The organism is Streptomyces sp. NPDC087440 (assembly GCF_044744005.1).
GTDB lineage: Bacteria > Actinomycetota > Actinomycetes > Streptomycetales > Streptomycetaceae > Streptomyces.
The window spans coordinates 139029-165316 of record NZ_JBIUXN010000018.1 but is presented as its reverse complement, the minus strand read 5'-3'; the positions used below and the strand labels follow the sequence as shown (position 1 = coordinate 165316).

At 71.9% G+C, this 26288-nt stretch carries 27 protein-coding genes and 1 riboswitch; of the genes, 14 read left to right on the top strand and 13 right to left on the bottom strand.

Going from position 1 to position 26288, the window contains the following annotated elements; translation table 11 throughout:
* Positions 1-168 precede the first annotated feature (168 nt).
* The 3 genes from ACIO3O_RS30550 to ACIO3O_RS30540 all read right to left on the bottom strand — a co-directional run bounded on the left by ACIO3O_RS30550 (position 169) and on the right by ACIO3O_RS30540 (position 2321).
* Entirely contained in the window at positions 169-564 is a 396-nt protein-coding gene (locus tag ACIO3O_RS30550) for a DUF3040 domain-containing protein (protein ID WP_401751472.1), read from the bottom strand.
* Positions 565-943: 379 nt separating this feature from the next.
* Positions 944-1705 (bottom strand): methyltransferase, encoded by a 762-nt coding sequence (locus tag ACIO3O_RS30545; RefSeq protein ID WP_401751471.1) that lies wholly within the window; start codon positions 1703-1705, stop codon positions 944-946.
* A 145-nt stretch (positions 1706-1850) separates the two neighbouring features.
* Positions 1851-2321, bottom strand: coding sequence for an SAV_6107 family HEPN domain-containing protein (locus tag ACIO3O_RS30540; protein ID WP_401751469.1), 471 nt, complete (start codon positions 2319-2321; stop codon positions 1851-1853).
* Positions 2322-2617: 296 nt separating this feature from the next.
* Between ACIO3O_RS30540 and ACIO3O_RS30535 the strand changes: the two genes are divergently transcribed.
* From ACIO3O_RS30535 to ACIO3O_RS30515, 5 genes are all read left to right on the top strand, one after another.
* A complete protein-coding gene (locus ACIO3O_RS30535; RefSeq protein WP_401751545.1) occupies positions 2618-3394 on the top strand; it encodes an ATP-binding cassette domain-containing protein in 777 nt (258 codons plus the stop codon).
* Positions 3366-5480: a YhgE/Pip family protein gene (locus ACIO3O_RS30530; RefSeq protein ID WP_401751468.1), complete on the top strand. Its 2115-nt coding sequence runs from the start codon at positions 3366-3368 to the stop codon at positions 5478-5480. The genes ACIO3O_RS30535 and ACIO3O_RS30530 overlap by 29 nt, the downstream gene beginning before the upstream one ends.
* A gap of 44 nt (positions 5481-5524) precedes the next feature.
* Positions 5525-6139: a TetR/AcrR family transcriptional regulator gene (locus ACIO3O_RS30525; protein WP_401751466.1), complete on the top strand. Its 615-nt coding sequence runs from the start codon at positions 5525-5527 to the stop codon at positions 6137-6139.
* A gap of 377 nt (positions 6140-6516) precedes the next feature.
* Positions 6517-7131, top strand: coding sequence for a DUF4126 domain-containing protein (locus tag ACIO3O_RS30520; protein ID WP_401751464.1), 615 nt, complete (start codon positions 6517-6519; stop codon positions 7129-7131).
* Positions 7132-7161: 30 nt separating this feature from the next.
* Positions 7162-8700, top strand: a complete 1539-nt coding sequence (locus ACIO3O_RS30515) for a phytoene desaturase family protein (protein WP_401751462.1) — start codon at positions 7162-7164, stop codon at positions 8698-8700.
* Between the two features lie 80 nt (positions 8701-8780).
* Here the strand turns inward: ACIO3O_RS30515 and ACIO3O_RS30510 are convergent, their stop codons facing one another.
* The 6 genes from ACIO3O_RS30510 to ACIO3O_RS30485 all read right to left on the bottom strand — a co-directional run bounded on the left by ACIO3O_RS30510 (position 8781) and on the right by ACIO3O_RS30485 (position 13656).
* A complete protein-coding gene (locus tag ACIO3O_RS30510) occupies positions 8781-9671 on the bottom strand; it encodes a hypothetical protein (RefSeq protein WP_401751460.1) in 891 nt (296 codons plus the stop codon).
* A 69-nt stretch (positions 9672-9740) separates the two neighbouring features.
* Positions 9741-10676 (bottom strand): methylenetetrahydrofolate reductase [NAD(P)H], encoded by a 936-nt coding sequence (gene metF, locus ACIO3O_RS30505; RefSeq protein WP_401751458.1) that lies wholly within the window; start codon positions 10674-10676, stop codon positions 9741-9743.
* Positions 10677-10788: 112 nt separating this feature from the next.
* Complete coding sequence (thiE, locus tag ACIO3O_RS30500) at positions 10789-11448, bottom strand: thiamine phosphate synthase (RefSeq protein WP_401751457.1); 660 nt, start codon at positions 11446-11448, stop codon at positions 10789-10791.
* A gap of 136 nt (positions 11449-11584) precedes the next feature.
* Positions 11585-11950 carry an Rv2175c family DNA-binding protein gene (locus ACIO3O_RS30495; protein WP_401751455.1) on the bottom strand — a complete coding sequence of 122 codons (366 nt, stop codon included), beginning with the start codon at positions 11948-11950 and terminating at the stop codon, positions 11585-11587.
* A 94-nt stretch (positions 11951-12044) separates the two neighbouring features.
* Positions 12045-13214: an NAD(P)/FAD-dependent oxidoreductase gene (locus ACIO3O_RS30490; protein ID WP_401751543.1), complete on the bottom strand. Its 1170-nt coding sequence runs from the start codon at positions 13212-13214 to the stop codon at positions 12045-12047.
* 67 nt (positions 13215-13281) lie between these two features.
* Positions 13282-13656 carry a hypothetical protein gene (locus tag ACIO3O_RS30485; protein WP_401751454.1) on the bottom strand — a complete coding sequence of 125 codons (375 nt, stop codon included), beginning with the start codon at positions 13654-13656 and terminating at the stop codon, positions 13282-13284.
* A gap of 49 nt (positions 13657-13705) precedes the next feature.
* A riboswitch (TPP riboswitch) is annotated at positions 13706-13818 on the top strand.
* Between ACIO3O_RS30485 and thiO the strand changes: the two genes are divergently transcribed.
* The 6 genes from thiO (at position 13816) to ACIO3O_RS30455 (ending at position 19700) form a co-directional block, all read left to right on the top strand.
* A complete protein-coding gene (thiO, locus tag ACIO3O_RS30480; protein ID WP_401751453.1) occupies positions 13816-15009 on the top strand; it encodes a glycine oxidase ThiO in 1194 nt (397 codons plus the stop codon). (Overlaps the previous riboswitch by 3 nt.)
* The gene (gene thiS, locus ACIO3O_RS30475; RefSeq protein WP_401751451.1) at positions 15006-15218 is read left to right on the top strand and encodes a sulfur carrier protein ThiS; all 213 of its coding nucleotides are present in this window, start codon (positions 15006-15008) and stop codon (positions 15216-15218) included. The genes thiO and thiS overlap by 4 nt, the downstream gene beginning before the upstream one ends.
* Before the next feature lie 5 nt (positions 15219-15223).
* Positions 15224-16018 carry a thiazole synthase gene (locus ACIO3O_RS30470; RefSeq protein WP_401751449.1) on the top strand — a complete coding sequence of 265 codons (795 nt, stop codon included), beginning with the start codon at positions 15224-15226 and terminating at the stop codon, positions 16016-16018.
* 110 nt (positions 16019-16128) lie between these two features.
* Entirely contained in the window at positions 16129-18081 is a 1953-nt protein-coding gene (pknB, locus tag ACIO3O_RS30465; RefSeq protein WP_401751447.1) for a Stk1 family PASTA domain-containing Ser/Thr kinase, read from the top strand.
* A 67-nt stretch (positions 18082-18148) separates the two neighbouring features.
* The gene (locus tag ACIO3O_RS30460) at positions 18149-19051 is read left to right on the top strand and encodes a deoxyribonuclease IV (RefSeq protein ID WP_401751446.1); all 903 of its coding nucleotides are present in this window, start codon (positions 18149-18151) and stop codon (positions 19049-19051) included.
* Positions 19052-19139: 88 nt separating this feature from the next.
* Positions 19140-19700: a DUF4396 domain-containing protein gene (locus ACIO3O_RS30455; RefSeq protein ID WP_401751444.1), complete on the top strand. Its 561-nt coding sequence runs from the start codon at positions 19140-19142 to the stop codon at positions 19698-19700.
* A 30-nt stretch (positions 19701-19730) separates the two neighbouring features.
* Here ACIO3O_RS30455 and ACIO3O_RS30450 read toward each other — a convergent pair whose 3' ends face one another.
* On the bottom strand, positions 19731-20363 hold the full coding sequence (locus tag ACIO3O_RS30450; protein WP_401751442.1) for a sulfite oxidase-like oxidoreductase: 633 nt from the start codon (positions 20361-20363) through the stop codon (positions 19731-19733).
* Positions 20364-20517: 154 nt separating this feature from the next.
* Here ACIO3O_RS30450 and bfr point away from each other — a divergent pair, with 154 nt between their 5' ends.
* A complete protein-coding gene (bfr, locus tag ACIO3O_RS30445) occupies positions 20518-21000 on the top strand; it encodes a bacterioferritin (protein WP_401751440.1) in 483 nt (160 codons plus the stop codon).
* A gap of 7 nt (positions 21001-21007) precedes the next feature.
* Here the strand turns inward: bfr and ACIO3O_RS30440 are convergent, their stop codons facing one another.
* The 3 genes from ACIO3O_RS30440 to ACIO3O_RS30430 all read right to left on the bottom strand — a co-directional run bounded on the left by ACIO3O_RS30440 (position 21008) and on the right by ACIO3O_RS30430 (position 24064).
* On the bottom strand, positions 21008-21262 hold the full coding sequence (locus ACIO3O_RS30440; RefSeq protein ID WP_401751438.1) for a bacterioferritin-associated ferredoxin: 255 nt from the start codon (positions 21260-21262) through the stop codon (positions 21008-21010).
* 150 nt (positions 21263-21412) lie between these two features.
* Positions 21413-22765: a class II 3-deoxy-7-phosphoheptulonate synthase gene (locus tag ACIO3O_RS30435; protein ID WP_401751436.1), complete on the bottom strand. Its 1353-nt coding sequence runs from the start codon at positions 22763-22765 to the stop codon at positions 21413-21415.
* A 42-nt stretch (positions 22766-22807) separates the two neighbouring features.
* Positions 22808-24064 (bottom strand): glycosyltransferase family 2 protein, encoded by a 1257-nt coding sequence (locus ACIO3O_RS30430; RefSeq protein WP_401751435.1) that lies wholly within the window; start codon positions 24062-24064, stop codon positions 22808-22810.
* 153 nt (positions 24065-24217) lie between these two features.
* On the opposite strand from ACIO3O_RS30430, the gene ACIO3O_RS30425 reads away from it, so the two are divergent.
* The gene (locus tag ACIO3O_RS30425; RefSeq protein WP_401751541.1) at positions 24218-24280 is read left to right on the top strand and encodes a trp operon leader peptide; all 63 of its coding nucleotides are present in this window, start codon (positions 24218-24220) and stop codon (positions 24278-24280) included.
* 98 nt (positions 24281-24378) lie between these two features.
* Entirely contained in the window at positions 24379-26271 is a 1893-nt protein-coding gene (locus ACIO3O_RS30420; RefSeq protein ID WP_401751433.1) for an anthranilate synthase family protein, read from the top strand.
* Positions 26272-26288 lie beyond the last annotated feature (17 nt).

Below are 26288 nucleotides of genomic sequence, written 5' to 3'. Positions count from 1 at the left end.
CTGGGGGCCCCCCGGGCGCCCCGGGGGGGTGCCGGGGGGCCCGGGGGGGGGGCGCCCGGGGCCCCCCGCGGGGGGGGGGGGGCCACCGGGGGGGGGGGGGGGGCGCCCCACCCCCCCCGCCCCTCCACGCGTACACATGTCGTTGGCCCTGCGGGACGCAGGTACTGCTCAGCCGCCCTGCTGCTCGTCGCGGCGGCGTTGCCAGCGTTGCTCTATACGGTTCATGACCGAGCGGCGCTGGCGGGGCTGACGGCCCGCGGCCGCCATTCCCGGCACGGGCTGTTCACCCGGTTTGGGAGCCTTGCGCCATCCGGTGACCGCGAGGACGGCACAACCGAGCATGACAAGGAAGCCGACCACACTCACCCAGATTTGCTGGGCGACCATGCCGGCCATGAGGAGCGCGATACCCACCAGAAAGCCTGCGACCGCCTGGTAGACCCGTCGCCGGGTGTACGTACGCAGCCCGCTTCCCTCAAGCGCTGTCGCGAATTTGGGATCTTCGGCGTACAGCGCTCGCTCCATTTGCTCGAGCATTCGCTGCTCGTGCTCCGAGAGCGGCACGGAGTCCTCCTACTCGTCGGTCGCGGGGGGCGACCGGATGCGGCCCTTTCAGAATAGGCAGGGAATCGCCCCCGTGAAACCCGCCCTCTACGCCATTTCGCCAATCCGGGCCGCCGTGCCGGCTTGGCTGTTGAAGCGTGCATTCCCCAACGGCCGACCCGTCATGCCGACGGTGTCCCCCGATCATACGGGGCCCGGAGGCTGATCGGGGGGCCCGCGGCGGACTCCGTACTTCCCTAGTACCCCGACTCCTCGCTGATCAGCCCCCGTGGAGGGGATGTTCGTAAGGACGGGGCCCGTTGCTCCGGACGGGCTCGCGGGCCGTGATCATGGACTCCGGCGGGGGCCGGGGGCCGGTCGGACGGTCCGCCGGGCAGCGTCAGACGCTGCGCTTGGCGCCCAGGACGTGCAGTTGGGTGGCGACCGCGTGGAAGGCGTCGAGCTCGGCGGCGGCGGCCTCCAGCTTCAGGAGGGCATCCATCGCGCCGGGTTCGGTGTCGACCAGGACGCCGGGGACCAGGTCGGCGAAGACCCGTACGCCGTGTATGGCGGCGACCTCGACGCCCGCGCCCTGGGCCAGTTCGCGCAGCTGCTCGGCGGTGAAGCGGCGGGGCACCGGGTCGCCCTCGCCCCAGCGGCCCGCCGGGTCGGTGAGCGCCTGGCGGGCCTCGTTGAAGTGTCCGGCCAGGGCGCGGGCCAGGACGGCTCCCCCGCTGCCCGCGGCGAGCAGGCTGAGCGTGCCGGACGGGCGGAGCGCCTCGACGACGTTGCGCAGGCCCTCGGCCGGGTCGTCGACGTACTCCAGGACCCCGTGGCACAGGACGGCGTCGAAGCCGTCGCGCTCGACGACGTCGAAGAGGCCGAGCGCGTCGCCCTGCACACCGCGGACCCGGTCGGCGACGCCCGCCTCGGCGGCCCGGCGCTCCAGCGCGAAGAGGGCGTTGGGGCTGGGGTCGACGACGGTGACACGGTGGCCGAGCTTGGCGACGGGGACCGCGAAGTTCCCGGTGCCGCCTCCGGTGTCGAGGACGTCCAGGGTGTCGCGGCCGGTCTCCTTGGCCCGGTGGTCGAGGGCGTCCTTGAGGACCTCCCAGACCACGGCGGTACGCAGGGAGGCGCGGGGGCGCATCGATTCCGACACGGCATTGACTCCTCGGTGAGCGGTGCGGGGCGAACGGTGCGGCCAGCCCCCGCGGACACGGCTGCGCCCAGCCTAATGGGCCCGGCCGCCGACCCTGCCCAGGTCACCCCGTGTGCGGACGCCCGCTCGCTCACGGCCGCCGCGGTCATCGCGCCTGCGGGCCCCGCTCCTGTCCCTCCCGGCTGCGGGGCAGCGTCGGCTGGAGCACGAGCATCCGCTCGACCAGGCGCAGGAACATCGCGGTGTCGCGGATCAGGTCGTCGGCGTCCCGGGCACTGGCCGCGCCGCGTATGCCCGCCTCGGCGCGGGCCCGCTTCTCGGCGCCGGAGGCGAACAGGGCGCTCCACTCGGTCAGTTCGGGCGCGGTCTCGGGCAGCACCTCCCAGGCGCTGCGTATCCGCTGCCGGCGGCGCGGGGTGGGTTCGGGGCGGCCCCGGGCGGCCAGGACGGCGGCGGCCGTGCGCAGGGCGGCCAAGTGGGCGCTCGCGTACCGCTCGTTGGCGGTCTCGGCGAGCGCGGCCTCCTCCAGGCCCCGGTGGGCCTGGGCGAGCAGATCGAGGGCCGCGGGCGGCGCCTGGGTGCGGCGCTGCACGGGGTGAACGTCGGCCTGTGCCATGACGAACCTCCTGTCTCGGACAACGGCACGGGTGCCGTCTGAGCCCACTGTGAGGGACGCCACTGACAATCCGGCCTGACCTGGGCTTTTGGGCCGGGGGGCGGAGGGCATACTTTTGAACTGACCGGTCAGTTCAAAAATGGGGAGGGTGCGTGGACAGCCCGCACACCGGGACGACAGAGGCGTCCGACACCGCGGGGGAAGCCCAGGGGGTCGACGCCGCAGGGGAAGTCCGAGGGGGCGAGGCCCAGGGGTCGGACGCCGAAGGGGAAACCCGAGGGGCCGCGGTCAGCGCGGTGGGCTTCGGGCTGAAGGGACCGCGCGGCTGGGCGTTCCGGGGCGTGGACGTCACCGCGCCCGCCGGTTCCTTCGTCGCGATCGAGGGCCCGTCCGGGTCGGGCCGCACCTGCCTGCTGCTCGCGCTCACCGGCCGGATGCGCGCCACCGAGGGCCACGCCGAGGTGGGCGGCCTGCGGCTGCCGAAGAAGATGGCCGGCGTGCGGCGGATCAGCGCCCTCGGCCCGGTGGCCGGGGTCAGCGATCTCGACGCCGCCTTCACCGTCGCCGAGCACCTGCGCGAACGCGCCCTGCTCCAGCGCCGGTTCGACGGCTCGCTGCGCGGGCTCCTGAAGAAGCCCTCGGTGCGCCGGGCCGAGGCCCGGGCCCGGATCGACGCCGCCATGGCGGCGGTCGGCCTGGACCTCGACGCCCTGCCGAAGGGCGAGCGGACGTCCGTACGGGATCTGGAGCGGCTGGAGGGGCTGCGGCTGTCGGTGGGGCTGGCGCTGATGTGCGCGCCGCGCCTGATCGCCGTGGACGACGCGGACCTGAAGCTGTCGGACGCCGAGCGCGAGGAGGCCTGGGAGCTGTTCCGGGCGGTCGCCGCGTCCGGTGTCACCGTGCTCGCCGTGTGCAGCGCGCCGCCGCAGGACGCCCTGCTGGTGTCGGTGCGCACCGTACGCGAAGAGACGCCCCGGCACGCGAAGAAGAACACCGGTGCCCGGACCGCAGCCGGGGACGAATCGACCGAGGAGGGGGCGGCCGATGCGCTCGCCGAAACTGGCCGCTCTTGAGCTCAAGCGCTTCGGCAGGGGGAAGCTCCCCCGTGCCGCGCTCGTCGCGCTCCTGCTGCTGCCGCTGCTGTACGGCGCCCTGTACCTGTGGTCCTTCTGGGACCCGTACGGGCGGCTCGACAAGATTCCCGTGGCGCTCGTCAACGACGACAAGGGTGCGACCGCCGCGGGCAAGAAGATCACCGCAGGTGACGAGATCACCGAGAAGCTGCGCGACAGCAAGGTCTTCGACTGGCAGGAGGTGAGCGCCAAGGACGCCGAGGACGGCGTCGAGAACGGCGCGTACTACCTGTCGCTGACCATGCCCTCGGACTTCAGCGAGCGGATCGCCTCCAGCTCCGGCGACAGCCCGGAGACGGGTGCGCTCCAGGTGCACACCAACGACTCCAACAACTACATCGTCGGGCAGATCTCCCGGTCGGTGTTCTCCGAGGTGCGCACGGCCGCCTCCACGAACGCCTCCCGCGGCTTCCTCGACAAGATCTTCATCTCCTTCTCCGACATCCACGACGCGACCGAGAAGGCCGCCAAGGGCGCCAAGGACCTCGACGGCGGCATCGGCAAGGCGAAGAAGGGCTCCAAGGACCTCGCCGACGGGCTGACCAACGCCAAGAAGGGCAGCGGCGACCTGTCGGGCGGCATCAAGAAGCTCGACCAGGGCGCGAGCGACCTCGCCTCCGGCGCCCAGCAGGTCGCCGACGGCACCAAGGTGCTGGCCGACAAGGTCAACGGGATCTCCGGCAAGGTCCGGCCGTATCTGAAGGACGACGGCACCTCGATCGCGCACGCGGCACAGCTGGTCGCGGACTCCTCCAAGATCACCCGCAATCACCTGTCCACACTGGTCAAGCGGGCCCCCGAGGCAGCGAAGGACTCCCGGAGGATCGCCACCGACCTGGCCGCCGTGCACCAGGAGTTCTGCCAGAACGCCCCCCAGGGGGCCGAGGACGACCCGAAGGCCGCCGCAGCGGCGAAGGCCTGCCCGATCCTCAAGAAGGGCGTCACGGCGGCCCAGGAGGCCGCCACGGTGGCCGAGGACGTCAACGCCATGGTCAAGGACAGCAACAGCGACCTGGCGCTCCTGGACAGCCGCCTGAAGGACGTCCAGAACAAGTCGAAGGAGCTCGTCCGCCAGGCACCGCACCTCGACGCGGACCTGGGGGCGGCCGTCGCGAAGGTCAACGCGCTCAACTCCGGCGCGCAGAAGGTCTCCCAGGGGGCCACCAAACTGCACACCGGCCTCGGTTCGGCCCGCAACGGTGCCACCGACCTCGACCAGGGCGTCGGCAAGCTGAAGACCGGGGCGAACAACCTGGACGGCGGCCTGTTCAAGCTGGCGGACGGCAGCGGCAAGCTGGCGGGCGGTCTGCACGACGGCGTCGACAAGATCCCCGACTACGACAAGGGCTCCCGCGACCAGCGCACCGAGGTCATGGCCGACCCGGTGAAGCTGGCCTCCGAGTCGCTGCACAAGGCACCCAACTACGGCACCGGTTTCGCCCCGTACTTCATCCCGCTGTCCCTGTGGGTCGGCGCGATGGTGGCGTACATGCTCATCCAGCCGATGAGCCGGCGCGCGCTGGCCGCCGGTGCCTCCGCCTGGCGGATCGCCTTCGCGGGCTGGCTGCCGGTGGTGGCGCTCGGGGTGCTCCAGGTCGGGGCGCTGATGGCGGTGCTGCACTACGCGCTGGGCCTGGAGATGGCACGCACGGCCGGGACGCTGGGCTTCCTGGTGCTGGTGTCGGCCTGCTTCGCGGCGATCATCCAGTGGCTGAACGCCCGGTTCGGGGCGGCGGGACGCATCCTGGTGCTCGCGGTGCTGATGCTCCAGCTGACGTCGGCGGGCGGCACCTATCCGGTGCAGACCTCGCCGGGCTTCTTCAACGCGATCCACCCGTTCCTGCCCATGACGTACGTCGTCGAGGGGCTGCGCAGGCTGATCTCCGGCGGCGGTCTGGAGCCGGTCTGGACGGGCAGCATGGTGCTGGCCGCGTTCACGGCGGGCGCGCTCGCGCTGACCGCCCTGTCGGCCCGCCGCAAGCAGGTGTGGACGCTGGACCGCCTGCACCCGGAGCTGAGCCTGTGAGCACGGCACCGGTGGGCGCCGGGGGGCCTGGGAGAATCAGCCCCATGGACAGCACCAGCACGCGCCGCCGCAACACCCGGCAGAAGCTCTACGAGGCGGCCGTGACGTTGATCGCCGAGAAGGGCTTCTCCTCGACCACCGTGGAGGAGATCGCCGAGCGTGCCGGTGTCGCCAAGGGCACGGTGTACTACAACTTCAAGAGCAAGAGCGAGCTCTTCGAAGAGCTGCTGCGGTACGGAGTGGGGCTGCTCACGGCCTCCCTCCAGGAGGCGGCCGACGAGACCGCCGCGCGCGGCGGCAGCAAGGTCGAGGCGCTGGACGCGATGATCCGCGCCGGGCTGCTCTTCATCCACCGCTATCCCGCTTTCACCCAGCTGTACGTCGCCGAGCTGTGGCGCACCAACCGGGCGTGGCAGTCGACGCTCCTGGTGGTGCGCCAGCAGGCGGTGGCCGTCGTGGAGCGGGTGCTCGGCGAGGGCGTGGCGGACGGCGAGCTGAGCGAGGAGATCGACATCCCGCTCACGGCGGCGGCGCTGGTCGGCATGGTGCTGGTGGCGGCGCTGGACTGGCAGGCGTTCCAGAGCGAGCGCTCGCTGGACGACGTGCACGCGGCCCTGTCGCGGCTGCTGCACGGGCGGGTGGGCGGCGGGCGTCCCTGACGCCGGGGCCGGGGTCTGTCGCTGTCACCGGGGCCGGTGCTCGTTTCCGTCACCGGCCCCGGTGCTCGTTGTCGTCACCGGCCCCGGTGCTTGCCTGAGTCCGTGCGCCCACGTCTGAGTATCCGTACCTAGTACCCGAGATGAGTAGGTACGCGGATGGGCTCCCACCTGGGCAGACGACAGAGTGGGAACCACGGAAGGGGCGCTCGCGCCGAGACCGCCGACACGGGGCGGCGGAAGCGGCGCGGGACCCTGGATGTAACGGGGATACGGGGGAAAACGCACCGGTCCGGTGACGCTCGGGGGGATCGGGCTTCACCGGGCCGGCGTTTTCATGTCCCCGTCCTGCACGCCACCGGGTGGTTACGATCCCTTTCGTGTCGATCATTCCCCTGGTGTTCACGAGCGGCTGGGCCAGCGGCATCAACGCCTATGCGGTGGTGCTGCTCCTCGGTGTCTTCGGCGCGACCGGAATCAGCGACGAGGTGCCCGCCTCCTTGCAGCGCACCGACGTCATGGTGGTCGCCGGGATCCTCTTCCTGATCGAGGCGGTCAGCGACAAGATCCCCTACGTGGACTCGCTGTGGGACAGCGTCCACACGGTGATCCGGCCGATCGCCGGAGCGGTGGTCGGGGCGCTGCTGGCCGGGCAGAACGGCTCGCTGCCGGAGCTCGCCGCGGGCGCGATGGGCGGCTCCACCGCGCTGCTGAGCCATCTGGTGAAGGCCGGGACCCGGATGGCGGTGAACACCTCGCCGGAGCCGTTCAGCAACATCGTGCTCAGTACCGCCGAGGACCTGGGCGTCGCGGGGGTCGTCAGCTTCGCCATGTTCCATCCGGTCGCAGCGGCCTCGATCGCCGGGGCGCTGCTGCTGATCGGCCTGGTGATGCTGGTCTTCCTGGCGCGCCGGATCAGGCGCTTCCGCCGCCGTCGCGCCCAGCGCCGGGAGGAGAAACGCCTGATGGGCACGGGTGGGCCGCCTCATCGCTGAGGTGTCAGTGGCCCCCGTTAAAGTCACTGCATGGCACGGATTGTGGTGATCGGCGCCGGGCTCGGCGCGATGGCGGCCGCCGCCCGGCTGGCCGTCGCGGGCCACCGGGTGACGGTGTACGAGCGCGGGGGCACGCACGGCGGTGCGGTGGGCCGCTTCGAGCGGGACGGGTTCGCCTTCGACACGGGACCGGGGCTGCTCCAGCTGCCCGCCGTGTACCGGGACCTGTTCGTCAAGACCGGCCGGGAGTCCCTGGAGGACTCCGTCGACCTGGCCCCGGTCGACCCGGCAGCCCGCCATCTGTTCGCGGACGGTACGGACGTCACCCTGCCCAATGCCTCGCGCGGAGCGGTGGCGGCGCTCGGCGCCGCGCTCGGTGCGGACGCCGCCGAGCGCTGGGACGCATTCATGGGCCGGGCCGGGGACGCCTGGGACCGGGTCCGGCGGCCGCTCCTGGAGGAGCCCCTGTGGCCGAACTGGCAGGTGCTGGGCAAGGACCCGTACCCGTCGGTCCCCACCCGCCGTCTGCTGCGCGAGCGCCGCGCCACCACGCTCGCCGAGGTCGGCGCCCGGGAGCTGCGCGACCCCCGCCTGACGGCCCTGCTGGAGAGCTACGCCCTCGGGTTCGGCCTCGATCCGCGCCGGGCCCCCGCCTCCGCCGCCGTCCTGCCGTACATGGAGCAGACCTTCGGCACCTGGTACGTGCGCGGCGGCGGCATGCGGGCACTGGCGGACGCCGTGTACGCACGCTGCCTGGCCCGCCGGGTGGAGTTCGTCTTCGGTGCGGAGGTCGTCGAGGTCACCGCGCGGGACGGCCGGGTCGGCGGCGTGGAGCTCGCGGACGGCACCGAGGTGGAGGCGGACCACGTGGTCGCGGCCGTTCACCCGGAGACGCTCCACGCGCTGGTGCACCGGCGCCCGGACGGCCCCTGGGAGGGCCATGAGCTGTACGACGAGGGCGACTTCGTACCGGAGCGGGGGGTGTCGGGGGCCGGACGGGTGACGGTCTGCCTGGCACTGTCCGGCGCACGGGACCCGCAGGCGGCCCACCGCACGGTGGTGCACTCCGCCCACCGCCCGGCCGAGCTGCGCACCGTCTTCGAGGAGGCGGGAGCACCGCAGTCGCCCACCGTGTGGGTCATGCGCCCCGACGATCCCGCCCTGCGTCCCGACGACGCGCACGAGACCGTCGTCCTGACCGCCGCCGCACCCTCCCGGGACCGGGCCGACTGGCGGGACCCCGCGCGGGGCGAGGCCTGGGCGGACGCCATGGTGGCGCAGGCCTCGCGGGCCGTCGAGGGGCTGGCCGACCGCGTCCGCTGGCGGGAGGTCCGCACCCCCGAGGACATCGCCGCCGAGACCGGCGCGCCCGCCGGAGACCTGCCCGCCCCCGCACTGGCGGGTGCCTCGGGGGGGTACCTCAGGCGGTCCAACTCCCCCCGCCTGCCGGGCCTGTACGCGGCCGGCGGCTGGGCGCACCCGGGCGGCGGACTCGCACACGCCGGGATGTCGGGGGCGCTGGTCGCCGGGCTGATCGTCGAGGGGGACGGCTTCCGGGGCTCGCAGTAGGGGACGTACGCGAAGGACAGCGGCACGGGAAAGGGCCCGCACCTCCTGTCGGGGTGCGGGCCCTTTCCCGTAACGGATGCTCAGTAGCGGTACTGCCCGTTCGCGCCCGTGTCGTAGCCGTTGGGGTAACCGGCGGGCTGCTGCGGGGTCTCGGGGCCGAGCGGCTGCTCGCCGTCGCGTTGCTGCGGGACCCACACGCCGCCGGGCGGGGTCTCGCCCGGGTAGTTGTCGTAGGGGCCCGGGTACATCTGCTGCTGGCCGCCGTAGGAGTCGTACTCGGCACCGCCGTAGGACTGGGTGCCGATGTACGGGTCGGAGTAGGCGGCGTACTGCTGCTGCCCGGTGTCGTAGGCGTACGCCCCGGTGTCGGCCGGGTTGTGGGCCTGGCCGCCCTGCGGGTCGTACGTGGGGTAGGAGCCGCTGCCGAAGTCGTCGTGGCCCTGGGTCTGCGGTGCGGCCGAGGGGGCGGGGTAGGGCGACACGGCGTCGTAGATCCCGTACCGGCCGGTCTCGTCGGGCATCGGCTGCGGCTCGTAGACCGCGGTCTGCGGGTCGTTGTGGTGCGGGGCCCCGTGACCCTGGTCGTAGCCGGGGACGCCCTCGAAGCCGGTGGCGGGGCCGTCCTGCTGCTCCCCGTACTCCAGGCCGGAGACCTGGAGCGTCGGCTGCTGCGGCGACGCTTCGGCGTTGCCCCTGCGCCGCTTGCTGGCGCCCGGGCTGCCGCCGACCGCCCAGCCGGTGGAGAAGCCTCGGCGGAAGGACAGCGTGACGTACGTCTGGCCGACGGCGAACGCCGCGGTGCCCACCCCGATGACCACGACGGAACGCATCAGCACGCCGACCACGACGACGGCGAAGCCCGTGAAGGCGAGCACCCGCCAGCGCAGCCGCGCCTTGTACTGCAACAGCACTTCGCCGAGCAGCCACAGCGCGACCGCGCCGAATGCGATGTAGAGGACCGTCCAGCCCATGTACGCCCCTCTCCTGCGGCCGGCGTCCCCTGGTGGACGCGGCGGCGCGAGTACAGCTGTGATGACTGCTTACGACTGCGTCGGCAGTGACGTCGGGTCGTGCAGTCCGAGATTCTCGTAGATTTCGAGCGTCGCCGTCGAGTTGTTCAGCGTGATGAAGTGCATTCCCGGTACACCTTCGGCAAGCAGCGTCGCGCAGAACTCCGTGGCGAACTCGATGCCAATGGAGCGTACAGCGGCGGGATCGTCTTTGACCGCGAGCATGCGTTCTTTCACGGCGTCCGGGAAATGCGCGTTGCTGAGCTGCGGAAGCCGGTCGAGTTGCTTGACCAGCGTGACAGGCATCACTTCCGGGATGATCGGGGTGTGGCAACCCGCTGCTTCCACGCGGTCACGCATCCGCAGATAGCTCTCCGGGTCGAAGAACATCTGGGTGATGGCGTAATCGGCACCGGCCCGGCACTTCTCCACGAAGTGGCGGATGTCGGAATCCCAGTTCTCCGAGCGCGGGTGCATCTCCGGGAATGCCGCGACGCCGACGCAGAAGTCGCCGGACTCCTTGATGAGCTCGACGAGTTCGGACGCGTACGTCACGCCTTCGGGGTGCTTGACCCACTCGCCCATCGGGTCGCCCGGCGGGTCGCCGCGCACCGCGAGGATGTTGCGGATGCCCGCGTCGGCGAACTGGCCCACCATGTTGCGCAGCTGGGCGATCGAGTGGTCGACGGCCGTGAGGTGCGCGACGGGCGTGAGCGTGGAGTCGGAGGCGATCTTCTGGGTGGCCTTGACCGTGCCTTCGCGGGTGGAGCCGCCCGCGCCGTAGGTCACGGAGACGAAGCTGGGGCGTACCGCCTCGACCCGGCGCAGGGCGTTCCAGAGGTTCTGCTCGCCCTTCTCGGTTCTGCGGGCCGAGAATTCGAAGGAAAACGACGTCTTTCCGGTCTCCAGCAGCTCACGCACCGTAAGCGCGCGATCTGATCTGGTGGAAGCTGTGCCAAGGGCCATGTCGAGAGATTAGCCAGCGGGGCGGCGGACGCCCAACCGCCCAGGAGGCAAAGGTCCGTTATGCCGGTTTCTTGTCCACCCTTCGGACAGTTATCCGGCGCATCCTGAACGGTTACTGATCGTATGACCTGATCCTCTTGGCCAGGTCGGCGGCGGCGGAGGCCGGGTCGGCGGCCTCGGTCAGCGCGCGGACGACCACGACCCGGCGGGCTCCGGCGGCCAGCACCTCGTCCAGGTTGTGGGCATCGATGCCGCCGATGGCGAACCAGGGGCGCGGCTGGTCCAGGGAGGCCGCGTACCGCACCAGGTCGAGGCCGGGGGCGTGGCGGCCGGGCTTGGTGGGGGTGGGCCAGCAGGGGCCGGTGCAGAAGTAGTCGACGCCGGGCTCGGCGACGGCGGCGTCCACCTCGGACTCGGCGTGCGTGGAGCGGCCGATCAGGACGTCGTCGCTGCGGGCGCCGAGGATGGCGCGGGCGGCGGGCACCGGCAGGTCGCCCTGGCCGAGGTGCAGGACGTCGCTGCCGACGGCGTGCGCCACGTCGGCGCGGTCGTTCACCGCGAGGAGCTTGCCGTGCCTGCGGCAGGCGTCGGCGAGGACGGCGAGGTGCTCCAGCTCCTCGCCCGCCTCCATGCCCTTGTCGCGGAGCTGGACGATGTCGACGCCGGAGGAGAGCACGGCGTCGAGGAAGGCGGGGAGGTCCCCGCGCTCCTTGCGGGCGTCCGTGCACAGGTAGAGGCGGGCGTCGGCGAGCAGCTCGCTGGGCGTGGGCATGGTGCGGTTCCCCCCGTGGTGGTGCCGGGGGTGCTCCCCCGCGTGGTGGTGGCGGGGGTCGCCCCCCGTCGGTCTGTGGCGGGTGTGCGGTCCGCGCGGGGCGGACCGCACACCGCCTCGGTGTGGTGCGGCCTCGTCAGAGGGCGAGCGCCTGGGCGCGGCGCTTCACCTCCGTGCCGCGATTCTCGCTCAGGGCCTGCGCGGGGGTGCCGGGCAGGGTCGGGTCGGCGGTGAAGAGCCACTCCAGCATCTCCTCGTTGGAGAAGCCGTCGTCCTTCAGGACCGTCAGGAGCCCGGGCAGGCCCTTGACGATCTGGTTTCCGTCGATGAAGGGGGCGGGCACCTGGAGCGAACGGTTCTCACCGCGTCGTACGGCGATGAGCTGGCCGTCCTTCACCAGCTGCCGCACCTTCGTCACCTCCAGGTCGAGCATCTCCGCGATGTCGGGGAGGTAGAGCCAGGCGGGGACGAGGGCGTCGATCTTTGCGTCAATCTCGGTCACAGGACAAGCGTGCCATCCGGGACCGACAACCGGCACCCGGGCCCGGTCCGCGCGGGACTTCCCCTACGGATTCCGTACGGGCCCGGGGGCGCCCTCACGGATTCCGTACGGCCGACTTCAGCGGTACGGCCGGGTCCGCGGCCCGCACCGCGTCCAGTGCCGCACCCGCCTCCACCAGCTTGCGCCCCTGCGCCAGGTCGCGCGGGCGGCCGACGGCAAGGAGTGCCACCAGTGCCCCCTCGCGCAGCCAGCACACCGACCAGGAGGGCGAGGAGGGGTCGCCGCGCCAGATCATCTCGTCGGCGTCCGCGTGGTGGCCGACGTACTGCACGAAGCGGCCGAACTGCTCGGACCAGAAGTAGGGCACCGGGTCGTAGGGCTGCGGCGCGGCGTCCATGACGTGGGCGGCGACGGTGCGCGGCCCCTGGAGGGCGTTGTCCCAGTGGTGCACGAGCAGACGCGCACCGTAGCGGTGCGAGGGGAAGGAGGCGCAGTCGCCGACGGCGTACACGTCGGGCGCGGAGGTGCGCAGGTGCTCGTCGGCGGTGATGGACCCGTCCGGGCCCAGCTCGACGCCGGAACCGGCCAGCCAGCCGGTCGTGGGTCTGGCGCCGATGCCGACGACGACCGCGTCGGCGGGGATGCGGCGGCCGTCGGCGAGCAGCACCGCGCCCGGTTCCACCGACGCGACCCGTGCACCGGTGATCAGTTCGGCGCCGCCCTCGGCGTACCACTGCGCCATGGGCACGGCGATCTCGGCGGGCATCGTCCCGGCGAGCGGCCGGTCGGCGGCCTCCACGACGGTGACCGTGCACCCGGCCTCGCGGGCGGCGGTGGTGAACTCCGCGCCGATCCATCCGGCGCCGACGACCACCACGTCGCTCTGTGCGTCCAGCACCGGACGCAGCCGCTGTGCGTCGTCGAGCGTCCTCAAGAGGTGCACGCCGGGGGCGCCGAGGGTGCCGGGGAGGGTGATCGGGTCCGCTCCGGTGGCGATCACCAGGAGGTCGTACGGCACCGGTCCGGTGAGGGTGTCGATCTCGTGGTCGTCCGGGCGCAGGGCGACGACCTCCGAGCCCAGGCGCAGTTCGACGCCGAGCGCCCCGAAGTCGACCTCGAAGGCGGAGCCCTCGGCCTTGCCGAGCAGCACCGCCTTGGACAGCGGCGGCCGGTCGTACGGCGGGTGCGGCTCGGCCCCGATCAGGGTGATCGGGCCGGGGAAGCCCTGCTCCCGCAGGGCGACGGCGGTCTGCACTCCGGCCATGCCCGCGCCGACGACGACGATTCGCTTCTGCTCGCTCACGCGACCACCTTACGTTTCTGACGAGCCGTCAGGAATGCCGGTCCGTGACGGCCGCTTCCGGGCCGCCCGGGACTTCCTCGACGACGCTCGTGCCACTGCCGTCCTGGGACTCCCATGCCCAGCTCTCCTCCAGCCGAACTCGACCGTCGGAAAGGAGTGTGACCTGCGACTGACAATGGCCGGACGATGTCGTCCCGTCGTGCTTCAGCTGGACGTAGCGGAAGTCGAGCCGGTCGCCCTCGCGCGTGCCCACCAGGTGTCCGCGCACGACGTCGCCGCCCGCGTACTCGGCCCAGATCAGCCCGTCCTGCTCGTGGTACGCGAAACGGGTGCGGGTGCCGACCTGCCCCGGCGCCTGGTCGGCGACCGGCGCGAGGAGAAGTCCGTCGAGCGAACGGGGCACGGGACGTACCTCACAGTCTGTTGAACCCAGGGACTAGTCTGGTCACCGTACAAGCACTCACGGGAGCCCGGCGGACCGGGCTGAGAGGGAGGCTGACCAGGCCTCCGACCGTACGAACCTGATCCGGGTCATGCCGGCGAAGGGAGGGGCTGGACGCCCATGCACACGTCTGTCGAACCATCGGCGAAGCCGTACGACGTCCTGGTCGTCGGGGGCGGGATCATCGGCCTGGTGACGGCCTGGCGGGCCGCCCAGCGGGGCCTGCGCGTCGCGCTCGCCGACCCCGAACCAGGAGGCGGCGCCGCCCAGGTGGCCGCCGGGATGCTGGCCGCCGTCACCGAACTGCACTACGGCGAGCAGACCCTGCTCGGTCTCAACCTCGCCTCCGCGCGCCGCTATCCGGACTTCGTCGCCGAGTTGGAGGAGGCGAGTGGACAGGACACCGGCTACCGCGCCTGCGGCACCCTGGCCGTCGCCCTGGACGCCGACGACCGGGCACACCTGCGCGAACTGCACGCCCTGCAACGGCAGTCGGGCCTGGAGTCGGAGTGGCTCAGCGGGCGCGACTGCCGCCGCCTGGAGCCGATGCTGGCGCCCGGCGTGCGCGGCGGGCTGCGGGTGGACGGCGACCACCAGATCGACCCGCGCCGCCTCGCCGCCGCCCTTCTGACGGCCTGCGAGCGCACCGGGGTGGTCCTGCACCGCACGAAGGCCGAACAGCTGTCGGTGGTACGGGAGCGGGCCTCGGGCGCGCTCCTCGCCGACGGCAGCGAGCTCGTCGCCGACCAGGTGGTGCTGGCGGCGGGTTCGCTCAGCGGACGGCTCGCCGGGGTGCCGGACGAGGTGCTGCCGCCCGTTCGCCCGGTGAAGGGGCAGGTGCTGCGGCTCACCGTGCCGCCCACGTACGCCCCGTTCCTGAGCCGGACGGTGCGCGCGGTGGTGCGCGGCAGTCACGTCTACCTGGTGCCCCGCGAGAACGGCGAACTCGTCGTCGGCGCCACCAGCGAGGAACTCGGCTGGGACACCACGGTGACGGCGGGCGGGGTGTACGAGTTGCTGCGCGACGCCCATGAACTCGTCCCCGGCATCACCGAACTCCCGCTCACCGAGACCAGGGCCGGACTGCGCCCCGGCTCCCCCGACAACGCACCGCTGCTGGGGCCCACCCTGCTGCCGGGCCTGGTGCTCGCGACCGGGCACTACCGCAACGGTGTGCTGCTGACACCGGTGACGGGCGACGTCATGGCCACCGTGCTGACGACCGGGCAACTGCCCGACGAGGCGCGCGCCTTCACCCCGCGCCGGTTCACCGCCGCCGCATCGCTTCCCGTACGACAGGAGCAGCCCGCATGAGCACCACCCTGAACGTGTCCGTCAACGGTGAGGGGCGGGCGGTCTCCCCCGGCACCACCCTCGGCGACCTCGTCGCCACGCTCACGCGCGCGCACGCGGGCGTGGCCGCGGCGCTCAACGAGACGGTGGTGCCGCGCGGCCGGTGGGCGGCCACCGCCCTCGGCGACGGCGACCGCGTGGAAGTCCTGACCGCAGTCCAGGGAGGCTGACCACCATGGCCGACGATCTCTTTGTGCTGGGCGGCGTCTCCTTCTCGTCCCGCCTGATCATGGGTACCGGCGGGGCGCCGAGCCTCGACGTCCTGGAGCGTTCGCTGATCGCCTCCGGGACGGAGCTGACGACGGTGGCCATGCGGCGGCTCGATCCGTCCGTGCAGGGCTCCGTGCTGTCCGTACTGGACAAGCTGGGCATCCGGGTCCTGCCGAACACGGCGGGCTGCTACACGGCGGGCGAGGCGGTACTCACCGCGCGGCTGGCCCGGGAGGCGCTGGGCACCGACTGGGTGAAGCTGGAGGTCATCGCCGACGAGCGGACCCTGCTGCCGGACCCGATCGAGCTGCTGGACGCGGCGGAGACCCTCGTCGACGACGGCTTCACCGTCCTGCCGTACACGAACGACGACCCGGTGCTGGCGCGCAAGCTGGAGGACGTGGGCTGTGCGGCGGTGATGCCGCTGGGCTCCCCCATCGGTTCCGGGCTCGGCATCCGCAACCCGCACAACTTCGAGCTGATCGTGGAGCGGGCCGGGGTGCCGGTGATCCTGGACGCCGGCGCCGGGACGGCCTCGGACGCCGTGCTGGCGATGGAGCTGGGGTGCGCCGGTGTGATGCTCGCCTCGGCGGTGACGCGGGCGCAGGAGCCGGTGCTGATGGCGGAGGCGATGCGGCACGGCGTGGAGGCGGGGCGGCTGGCGCACCGGGCGGGGCGGATTCCCCGGCGGCACTTCGCGGAGGCGTCGTCACCGGAGTCGGGCCTGGCCCGTCTGGACCCGGAGCGGCCGGCGTTCTGACGCCCGCGCGTCGCCCCGGCGGGGCGGCACCTGTCACAGCTCGGCCTCAGTACGGTCGCACCCCGCACGCTCCCGTCCGCCCCGCCCCTACCGGCTCGTAGACTCCCTGCGTGGACACGACCCTCCAGGACCCCCTCGTCGGGCAGCTGCTCGACGGCCGCTACCTCGTCGAGGCACGCATCGCCGTCGGCGGGATGGCCACGGTCTACCGGGCCGTGGACACCCGCCTCGACCGCGAACTCGCCCTCAAGGTGATGCACCTCTCGCTGGCCGCCGACGCCACCTTCGTCGAGCGGTTCATCCGCGAGGCCAAGTCGGTGGCCCGCCTCGCGCACCCCAACGTGGTCGGCGTCTTCGACCAGGGCACCGACGGCGACTACGTCTACCTGGCGATGGAGTACATCGCGGGCTGCACCCTGCGCGACGTCCTGCGCGAGCGCGGCGCGCTCCAGCCCCGGGCCGCGCTCGACATCCTGGAGCCGGTGCTGGCGGCATTGGGCGCCGCGCACCGGGCCGGGTTCGTGCACCGCGACATGAAGCCGGAGAACGTCCTGATAGGGGACGACGGCCGGGTGAAGGTCGCCGACTTCGGTCTCGTACGCGCCGTGGACACGGTCACCAGCACCACCGGGTCCGTCCTCGGCACGGTCTCCTACCTGGCGCCCGAGCAGATCGAGCACGGCACCGCCGACACCCGCGCGGACGTGTACGCGTGCGGTGTCGTCCTGTACGAGATGCTCACCGGCGCCAAGCCGCACTCCGGCGGCACCCCCGCGCAGGTGCTCTACCAGCACCTCAACGAGGACGTGCCGCCGCCGTCGGCCGTCGTGCCCGGTCTCGCGCTGGAGCTGGACGAGCTGGTGGCGAGCGCCACCGCCCGCAACCCGGAGGCCCGACCGTACGACGCGGTGGCCCTGCTGGGGCAGGCGCACGCCGCCCGCCTCGCCCTCTCGGACGCACAGCTGGACGTCGTACCGCCGCAGGCCAAGGAGAGCGTGCCCACCGGGCCCGAGGAGCGCACCAGCGTCATTCCGCGCACCCCCGCGCCCGCCCCGGAGCACACGAACGTCCTGCCGCAGGCACTGCCGGACGAGCGGCAGCACACCAGTCGGCTGGTGCGGCCGTTGCCGGAGGAGCCCGAGCCCGTACGACGGGACCCGCGGCGGTCGGCGCCGTCGCGGCGCACGCTGGTCTCGCTGGTCGTCGCCGTGCTGCTGGCGCTGGGGGTGGGAGCCGGGGTCTGGTACATCAACTCCGGACAGTTCACCGAGGTTCCGCGGCTGCTGAGCAAGTCCGAGAAGGACGCCCGCAAGCAGCTCAGTGACGCGGGGCTCGACGTGAAGGGCGTGGAACGGAAGTTCAGCGACACGGTCGCCCGCGGCGCCGTCATGGACAGCGATCCGGCGCCGGGCGAGCGCATCCGTGCGAACGACGCGGTGACGCTGGTGCTCTCGCGCGGACCGGAGATCGTGAAGGTGCCCGACCTCAAGAGGGTGCCGCTGGCGAAGGCCAGGAGGGAACTCAAGGAGGCGGGGCTCGCACCGGGCGTGGTGACCAGGGCGTTCAGCGAGGACATCCCGCTGGGTGCGGTGATCAGCACCGACCCGCAGGCCGGTACCGGCCGCTCCCCCGACTCCGCGGTGGCGCTGGTGGTCAGCAAGGGCTCGCCGGTGGACATGCCGACCGTGACCGGGCGCAGCGTCGAGGAGGCCACCCGCACCCTTCAGGGGCTCGGGCTGAAGGTGGACGTCGCCTCCGAGCAGATCAACTCGCCCGCACCGGCGGGTCAGGTGGGCCGCCAGTCGGTGCCCGCGGGCACCCGGCTCGGCCAGGGCGAGAAGGTCACGCTGACGGTCTCCAAGGGGCCGCGGATGGTCCCGGTGCCGGACGTGATCGGCAAGCACGCCGACGAGGCGACCCGCATCCTCAAGGGCGCGGGCTTCCAGGTCGAGCTGGACCGGCCGATCTTCTCCTTCAGCAAGGTGATCGAGAAGCAGTCCGTGGAGGGCGGCCAGGAGGCCGCCGAGGGCAGCACGATCACCATCACGACGAAGATCCTCTAGCACCGGCAGTACCTGCGCCAGGACGCCCCGCAAGGGGCGCCCCGGCGGTGCGGCATCCTGGACGGTGATGAGCACCGCAGACACCCCCACCCCGTTCCCCGCCGACTTCCCGGCCTCCCGCAATCCGATCGGCGGCCACATCCCGGTCGCCGGCGGGCTCGCCTCCACCGGCCTGCCGTACGCCCGTGAGATGGGGGCGGAGGCCGTGCAGGTCTTCGTCGCCAACCCGCGCGGCTGGGCGACGCCCGTCGGGAATCCGGCGCAGGACGAGCAGTTCCGGGAGGCCTGCGCCGCCGAGCGCATCCCGGCGTACGTCCATGCCCCGTACCTGATCAACTTCGGCTCGCACACCGAGGCGACGGTTCTGAAGTCCGTGGAGTCGCTGCGGCACTCGCTGCGCCGGGCCCGGGACATCGGCGCGCTGGGCGTCGTCGTGCACACCGGCTCGGCGACCGGCGGACGCCCCCGCGAGGAGGCCCTCGCGCAGGTGCGCACGCACATGCTGCCGCTGCTGGAGGAGCTGACCCACGACGACGACCCGTACCTCCTGCTGGAGTCCACGGCCGGTCAGGGGTTCTCGCTGTGCTCGCGCACCTGGGACTTCGGCCCGTACTTCGACGCGCTGGACCACCATCCGAAGCTGGGCGTCTGCCTGGACACCTGTCACATCTTCGCGGCGGGCCACGATCTCGCCGGGCCCGGTGGCATGAAGCAGACGCTGGACCTGCTGGTCGACACGGTCGGCGAGGGCCGTCTGAAGCTGATCCACGCCAACGACTCCAAGGACGTCTCGGGCGCGCACAAGGACCGGCACGAGAACATCGGCGCCGGTCACATCGGCGAGGACCCGTTCCGGGAGCTGTTCTCGCACCCGGCGACCGAGGGCGTGCCGCTGGTCATCGAGACGCCCGGCGGCAAGGAGGGGCATGCGGCGGACGTGGCGCGGCTGAAGGAGCTGCGCGCGTTCTGAGCGACTCCCGCGATCCTTGAGGAATACCCCTGGGGGGTATACGGTTCCTGTCATCGACAGGGACCGCTACCTGAGTTGGGGGCACACCGTGCAGCACCACGAGGCACACGTTCACGGGGACCACGCACAGCACCAGGGCCACGCCGACCACACGGGGCACGAAGGCCACCCGGAGCACGGGCACGCCCACGCCCACGGCGTCACCGGCGGCAAGGTCACCTGGCGCACGGCCGCCCAGGCCACCCTCCACTGCCTCACCGGGTGCGCCATCGGCGAGGTGCTCGGCATGGTGATCGGCACCGCGTTCGGCTGGGGCAACGTAGCGACGATGATCCTGGCCGTCGTGCTGGCCTTCTTCTTCGGTTACGCGCTCACCCTGCGCGGCATCCTCAAGGCCGGTGTCGACTTCCGGACGGCCTTCAAGGTCGCCCTCGCCGCGGACACCCTGTCGATCGCGGTGATGGAGCTGATCGACAACGGTGTGATCGCCTTCTGGCCGGGCGCGATGGACGCCCATCTGACCGACGGGCTGTTCTGGGCGGTGCTCGCGATCGCCCTGGGGATCGCCTTCGTGGTCACCACACCGGTGAACAAGTGGATGATCGGGCGCGGCAAGGGACACGCGGTGGTGCACCAGTACCACCACTGAGCACCGCACCCGCGGGGCGGCTCCGGGCGGCTACAGCTCGGGGCCGTCTCCCGGTTCCTCCTGGTAGGAGTAGCGCTGCTCGCGCCAGGGGTCGCCGATGTTGTGGTAGCCGCGCTCCTCCCAGAAGCCGCGGCGGTCGGCCGTCATGTACTCGATGCCGCGGACCCACTTGGGGCCCTTCCAGGCGTACAGGTGCGGGACGACCAGGCGCAGCGGGAAGCCGTGTTCGGCGGTGAGCAGGTCGTCGCCCTTGTGCGTGGCGAGGATGGTGCGCTCGTCGGTGAAGTCCTTGATGCGGATGTTGGCGCTGTAGCCGTACTCCGCCCAGACCATGACGTGCGTGACACCGGGGGCGGGCGGCGCGAGTTCCAGGATCGTACGGGCGGCGACACCACCCCATTCGGCCCCCAGCATGCTGAATTTCGTGACGCAGTGGAGATCGGCGACGACGGTGTCGAAAGGGAGCGCCGAGAACTCCTCGTGGTTCCAGCAGTGCTTCTCGCCGTCCGCGGTCGCGCCGAAGACGCGGAATTCCCAGCGGTCGGGCTTGAACTTGGGGACGGGCCCGTAATGGGTGACCGGCCAGCCGCGCTGCAGCCGCTGTCCCGGCGGAAGCTCGGAGTGCTCGATGTCGCGGTATTCCCGGCTTTCCGGCTGACCCATGTCCTCCATGGTGACAGACCGCGAGGGGTGGTCATGACCGGGTCTGGGCCGATTCGGGCAACTCCTACTAAGGAGGCACTTACTGGACGGCCTCCGAGAAGCGGTGCAAGGATGCGCGCAATCTGCCCGGTCACCCCCTGGAAGGAGCCCAGCGATGCAGGGCGACCCCGAGGTCATTGAATTTCTCAACGAGCAGCTGACCGCCGAACTGACGGCGATCAACCAGTACTTCCTTCATGCCAAGATGCAGGACAACTTCGGCTGGACCAAGCTCGCGAAGTACACGCGCGCCGAGTCCTTCGACGAGATGAAGCACGCGGAGATCCTGACCGACCGCATCCTCTTCCTCGACGGCCTGCCCAATTACCAGCGCCTCTTCCACGTACGGATCGGCCAGACGGTCACCGAGATGTTCCAGGCGGACCGGCAGATCGAGGTCGAGGCGATCGACCGGCTGAAGCGCGGTGCGGAGGTCATGCGGGGCAAGGGCGACATCACGTCGGCCAAGATCTTCGAGGACATCCTCGCGGACGAGGAGCACCACATCGACTACCTCGACACCCAGCTGGAGCTGGTCGAGAAGCTCGGTGAGCCGCTCTACATCGCCCAGCTGATCGAGCAGCCCAGCGAGGCCTAGAAGGCCCTCAGGCGGCTTCCCCGAGCGTCGCCTCGGCCAGTACCGGCGGGGTCCCGGAGAGGGCCTGTTCCGCGCCCTGCTCGATGAGGCCGCGGCGCGGGCAGGCTCCCCGGCCCAGCAGGCCCTGGATCGTACGGACGCAGTTGCCGCAGTCCGTGCCGGCCTTGGTGACGGAGGCTATCTGGCGCGGGGTGCACGCTCCGGCGGCGGCGTGGGCCTTGATCTGCTGGTCGGTCACGCCGAAGCAGGAGCAGACGAACACGCGGACACCTCGATCCCACAGCCAGGCGATTCCTTGGTCAGGTAAACCTAACCTTACCCATGGCTCGGCGCGAGGGAAACCCCCGGTACGCCAGTGGGGCCCGGATCACAGAGATCCGGGCCCCACGGTGCTGCGTACAGAGATGGCGAGTTACTGCGAGCGGTACATCTCCGCCACCAGGAACGCCAGGTCGAGCGACTGGCTGCGGTTCAGGCGCGGGTCGCAGGCCGTCTCGTAGCGCTGGTGCAGGTCGTCGACGAAGATCTCGTCGCCGCCGCCCACGCACTCGGTGACGTCGTCACCGGTGAGCTCGACGTGGATGCCGCCCGGGTGGGTGCCCAGGCCCTTGTGGACCTCGAAGAAGCCCTTGACCTCGTCCAGGACGTCGTCGAAGCGGCGCGTCTTGTGGCCGGAGGCGGCCTCGAAGGTGTTGCCGTGCATCGGGTCGGTCACCCACGCCACGGTGGCGCCGGAGGCGGTGACCTTCTCGACCAGCTCGGGCAGCTTGTCGCGGACCTTGTCGGCGCCCATGCGGACGATGAAGGTCAGCCGGCCGGGCTCGCGGTCCGGGTCCAGCTTGTCGATGTAGCCGAGCGCCTCGTCGACCGTGGTCGTCGGGCCGAGCTTGATGCCGATCGGGTTGCGGATCTTGGAGGCGAACTCGATGTGCGCGCCGTCCATCTGACGGGTGCGCTCGCCGATCCAGACCATGTGGCCGGACACGTCGTAGAGGCTGCCGGTCCGGGAGTCCACGCGGGTCAGCGCCGACTCGTAGTCCAGCAGCAACGCCTCGTGGGAGGCGTAGAACTCCACCGTGCGGAACTCGGCCGGGTCGGTCCCGGCGGCCTTCATGAAGTTCAGCGCGTTGTCGATCTCGCGGGCGAGCTGCTCGTAGCGCTGGCCGGACGGCGAGTTCTTCACGAAGTCCTGGTTCCAGGCGTGCACCTGGCGCAGGTCCGCGTAACCGCCGGTGGTGAAGGCGCGCACGAGGTTGAGGGTGGACGCCGAGGCGTTGTACATCCTCTTGAGGCGCTCGGGGTCGGGGACCCGGGCCTCCTCGGTGAAGGCGAAACCATTCACCGAGTCGCCGCGGTACGTCGGCAGGGTGACGCCGTCGCGGGTCTCCGTGCCCTTGGAGCGCGGCTTGGAGTACTGACCGGCGATCCGGCCCACCTTGACGACGGGCACGGACGCGGCGTACGTCAGCACGGCGCCCATCTGGAGGAGAGTCTTGAGCTTGTTGCGGATGTGGTCGGCCGACACGGCGTCGAAGGCTTCCGCGCAGTCGCCGCCCTGGAGCAGGAACGCCTCGCCCTTGGCGACGGCTCCCAGTCGGGCGCGCAGCTGGTCGCACTCGCCCGCGAAGACGAGCGGCGGATACGATTCGAGGTCCGCGACAACATCGCGCAGCGCCTCGGCATCGGGGTACTCGGGCTGCTGCGCCGCAGGAAGGTCGCGCCAGGTGTTGCCACCCTTGAGGGTGGTCTTCGCGTTCACGGTCACCCGGCCAGCCTACGGGGTGCGACCGTATGCTCCGCGCAACGCTCACAAGCTGAGACGACGCGTCCACTTCCAGTGGGCCGGCACTTTCAGGGTCGCACCGGTACCGGCGTCGTCCGCTCCCGCCAGCGGCAGCCGCGCGCTGAACGGTGCGTCGGCCACCCGCAGGGCGAGCCCCCACTCCCCCGGTTCCACCGCCCCCAGCGGCGCCGACAGGGTGAACCGGTCGCCCGGGTGCCGGGTGATCCTCAGGTCCTCCAGTACGACGCTCTGCTCGTCCCGCACCAGCAGGAGGTCCAGCTCCGCCTGCGCCGGGCAGCCGGGCAGGGTCACGGCCGCCGTGACGTGCGGCGCGAACAGCGGGCGCCGGGTGACGGTGGCGCGCGCGTCCGCGCCGAGCCGGTGGCGCCGGGCGCCGATGTCGAGGTTCAGGTGGTGGTGCGGTACGGAGGCGTAGACCGTCGCCGGGACGACGGGGGTGGCGCCTCCGCCGGTGAGGTGCGGGACGGGCTCGGGGAGGTCTTCCGGTGCGCACAGCCAGGCGGTGCGGGTGAGGCCTCCGGCAGTGATCCGGATGCGCAGAGTCCAGTTGCCGTCGGCGAGCGGGCGGCGGCCCTGGCCGACGGATGCGGGGTCGAGAACGACCGAATACCGTCCGTCCGCGTCCCGGTCGGCGGGCAGTTCCACCTCCGTGCCGCCCACACCGCCGTGCCGCAGCAGCAGGACGACCTTCTGCGGCGGTCCTTCGGTGTGGGTGAGCCCGGCGGTGCCCGTCAGGTGCAGGCGTCCGTCCCGCCAGCGCGGCAGTGCGGGCCTTTGCCGCACGACGACGCGGGCGGCGGCCGGGACGTCGTGGCCGGCCGGGTAGTGACAGACGCGGTCGACCGCGACGGTGGCGGCCTCGCCCTTCGCCGGGGTGCTGCGGCGCAGGACGCAGGCTTCGCCGTCGCCCGCGCTGCGGCCGTGCGCCTGGTCGGCGCCGCTCTCCTCGGCCGCCGCCACCAGGTGCTCCAGGGCGTCGGGCGCGAGGCGGTCGGCGGGGTCCAGGCGCAGCACGTACGCACCCTGTGCGTGCCGTGCCTCGTTCTCCTGCGCGGTCTCCGTGACGACGCGTATCTGTGCCCGGTGCGGTGCGAGCGCGGCCACCCAGTCGGCGGCCGCCCCCTCGCCCCGTACGGCCGCGACCAGGTCCACCTCGCGCGGCGCGAGGGTCTGGGCGAAGAGCGACGAGAAGCAGCCGTCCAGCAGGGCGGGGTCCGCGTCGCCGGGCACCGGGACGAGCACGCTGACACGAGGAGCCACAGGGCAACACCTTCCGAGGGCCGGGCCACCCTCGTACCGGTAGTGCGCGGGTCCGCCACCGCGAAACATACGACCCGGCAGCCCCTGTTGAGGAGAGGTTTCGAACAATTGAGTTCCGGGCGGGAGGTCCGTGCGTGGGGTAGGGTGCGGCACATGTTCGCGCAGACGACCCAGATTCAGAACTGGTGGTGGACCGCTCATCCGGCGGCCCACTGATCGCGCGTACATCCACTGACGCTTCAGGCCGCCCCAGGAGGGCGGCCCTTTTTGTTTCCCGGCCGTTCCTCCGGCTCCGTACCCGGAAGGAACCCCCGATGTCTCTCCCCGACACCCTGCTGTCCCGTCTCCTCGACGACGGCTGCCCGCCCTTCGCACTGCTGCGCCGCCGCACCCCCGGGCGCGACGTGGACACCGTCGAGGTGCTGATCGGTCCGGTGCACGAGGCCGAGCGGCTGGCCGACCTGCCGACCGGTGAGAACGGGCGTCCGGTGCTGGCGCTGGTTCCGTTCCGCCAGATCAGGGAGCGCGGTTTCGACGTGCGCGACGACGGGACGCCGCTGAGCGTGCTGGTCGCGGACGAGACGTACGAACTCCCCCTGGAGGACGTGCTGGCGGCGCTTCCCTCGCACCAGGTCCGGGTGCAGGACGGCGCTTTCGACGTCACGGACGAGGAGTACGCGAGGATCGTTCAACAAGTCATCGACGAGGAGATCGGGAGCGGCGAGGGGGCGAACTTCGTCATCCGGCGCACCTACACCGGTGAGATCCCCGGCTTCACCAGGGCCGACGCGCTGGCGCTGTTCCAGCGGCTGCTGGACGGGGAGCGGGGCGCGTACTGGACGTACGTCGTGCACACGGGCGAGAGGGTGCTGGTGGGCGCGAGTCCCGAGGTGCATGTGCGGATGTCCGGCGGGACGGTCGTGATGAACCCCATCAGCGGCACCTACCGCTACCCGGCCGACGGTCCCACGCCGGACGACCTGCTGGACTTCCTCGCCGACCCGAAGGAGACCGAGGAGCTCTCCATGGTGGTCGACGAGGAGCTGAAGATGATGTGCACCGTCGGCGACATGGGCGGGGTGGTCGTCGGCCCGCGTCTGAAGGAGATGGCCCATCTCGCGCACACGGAGTACGAGTTGCGCGGGCGCAGTTCGCTGGACGTGCGCGAGGTGCTGCGGGAGACGATGTTCGCGGCGACGGTGACGGGGTCGCCCGTGCAGAACGCGTGCCGGGTGATCGAGCGCCACGAAGTGGGCGGGCGCGGCTACTACGCGGGGGCGCTGGCCCTGCTGGGCGTCGACGCGTCCGGGGCGCAGACCCTGGACTCGCCGATCCTCATCCGTACCGCCGACATCGCCCCGGACGGCCGCCTGCGGGTGCCGGTCGGCGCCACCCTCGTACGGCACTCGGACCCGGCGTCGGAGGTCGCCGAGACGCACGCCAAGGCGGCGGGCGTGCTGGCGGCCCTGGGGGTACGTCCCGGGCGCCCCCGCGACGAGTCGGTGCGGCCCCGGCTGGCCGAGGACGCGCGGGTGCGGGCGGCGCTGGACGGGCGGCGGGCGGGGCTCTCGCCGTTCTGGCTGCGGATGCAGGAGCGGGAGCGGACGCTGACGGGGCACGCCCTGGTGGTGGACGCGGAGGACACCTTCACGGCGATGCTGGCGCATGTGCTGCGCTCGTCGGGCCTGGAGGTCACCGTGCGGCGCTTCGACGAACCGGGGCTGCGGGAGGCGGCGCTGGCGCACCCGGGTCCGGTGGTGCTCGGTCCCGGGCCCGGGAACCCGCAGGACGCGGCGGACCCGAAGATGCGGTTCCTGCGGGCGCTGACGGCGGACCTGCTGAGCGGGCATCCGCACGGGGTGCTCGGGGTGTGCCTGGGGCACGAGCTGATCGCGGCGGAGCTGGGGCTGCGCATCGAGCGCAAGCAGGTGCCGTACCAGGGGACGCAGGAGCGGGTGGTGCTGTTCGGGGTGCCGGAGACGGTCGGGTTCTACAACAGCTTCACGGCGGTGTGCGACGCGGCGGAGGCGACGGAGCTGGCGGCGCACGGGGTGGAGACCTCCCGCAACCACGGCAGCGGGGAGCTGCACGCCCTGCGGGGGCCCGGTTTCGCCTCCGTGCAGTTCCATCCGGAGTCGGTGCTCAGTCTGCGCGGGGCGGCCGTGGTGACGCGGCTGCTGGAGGCGTTCGTGCCGACGGGGGTGTGAGGGCGCTCCGTCACAGG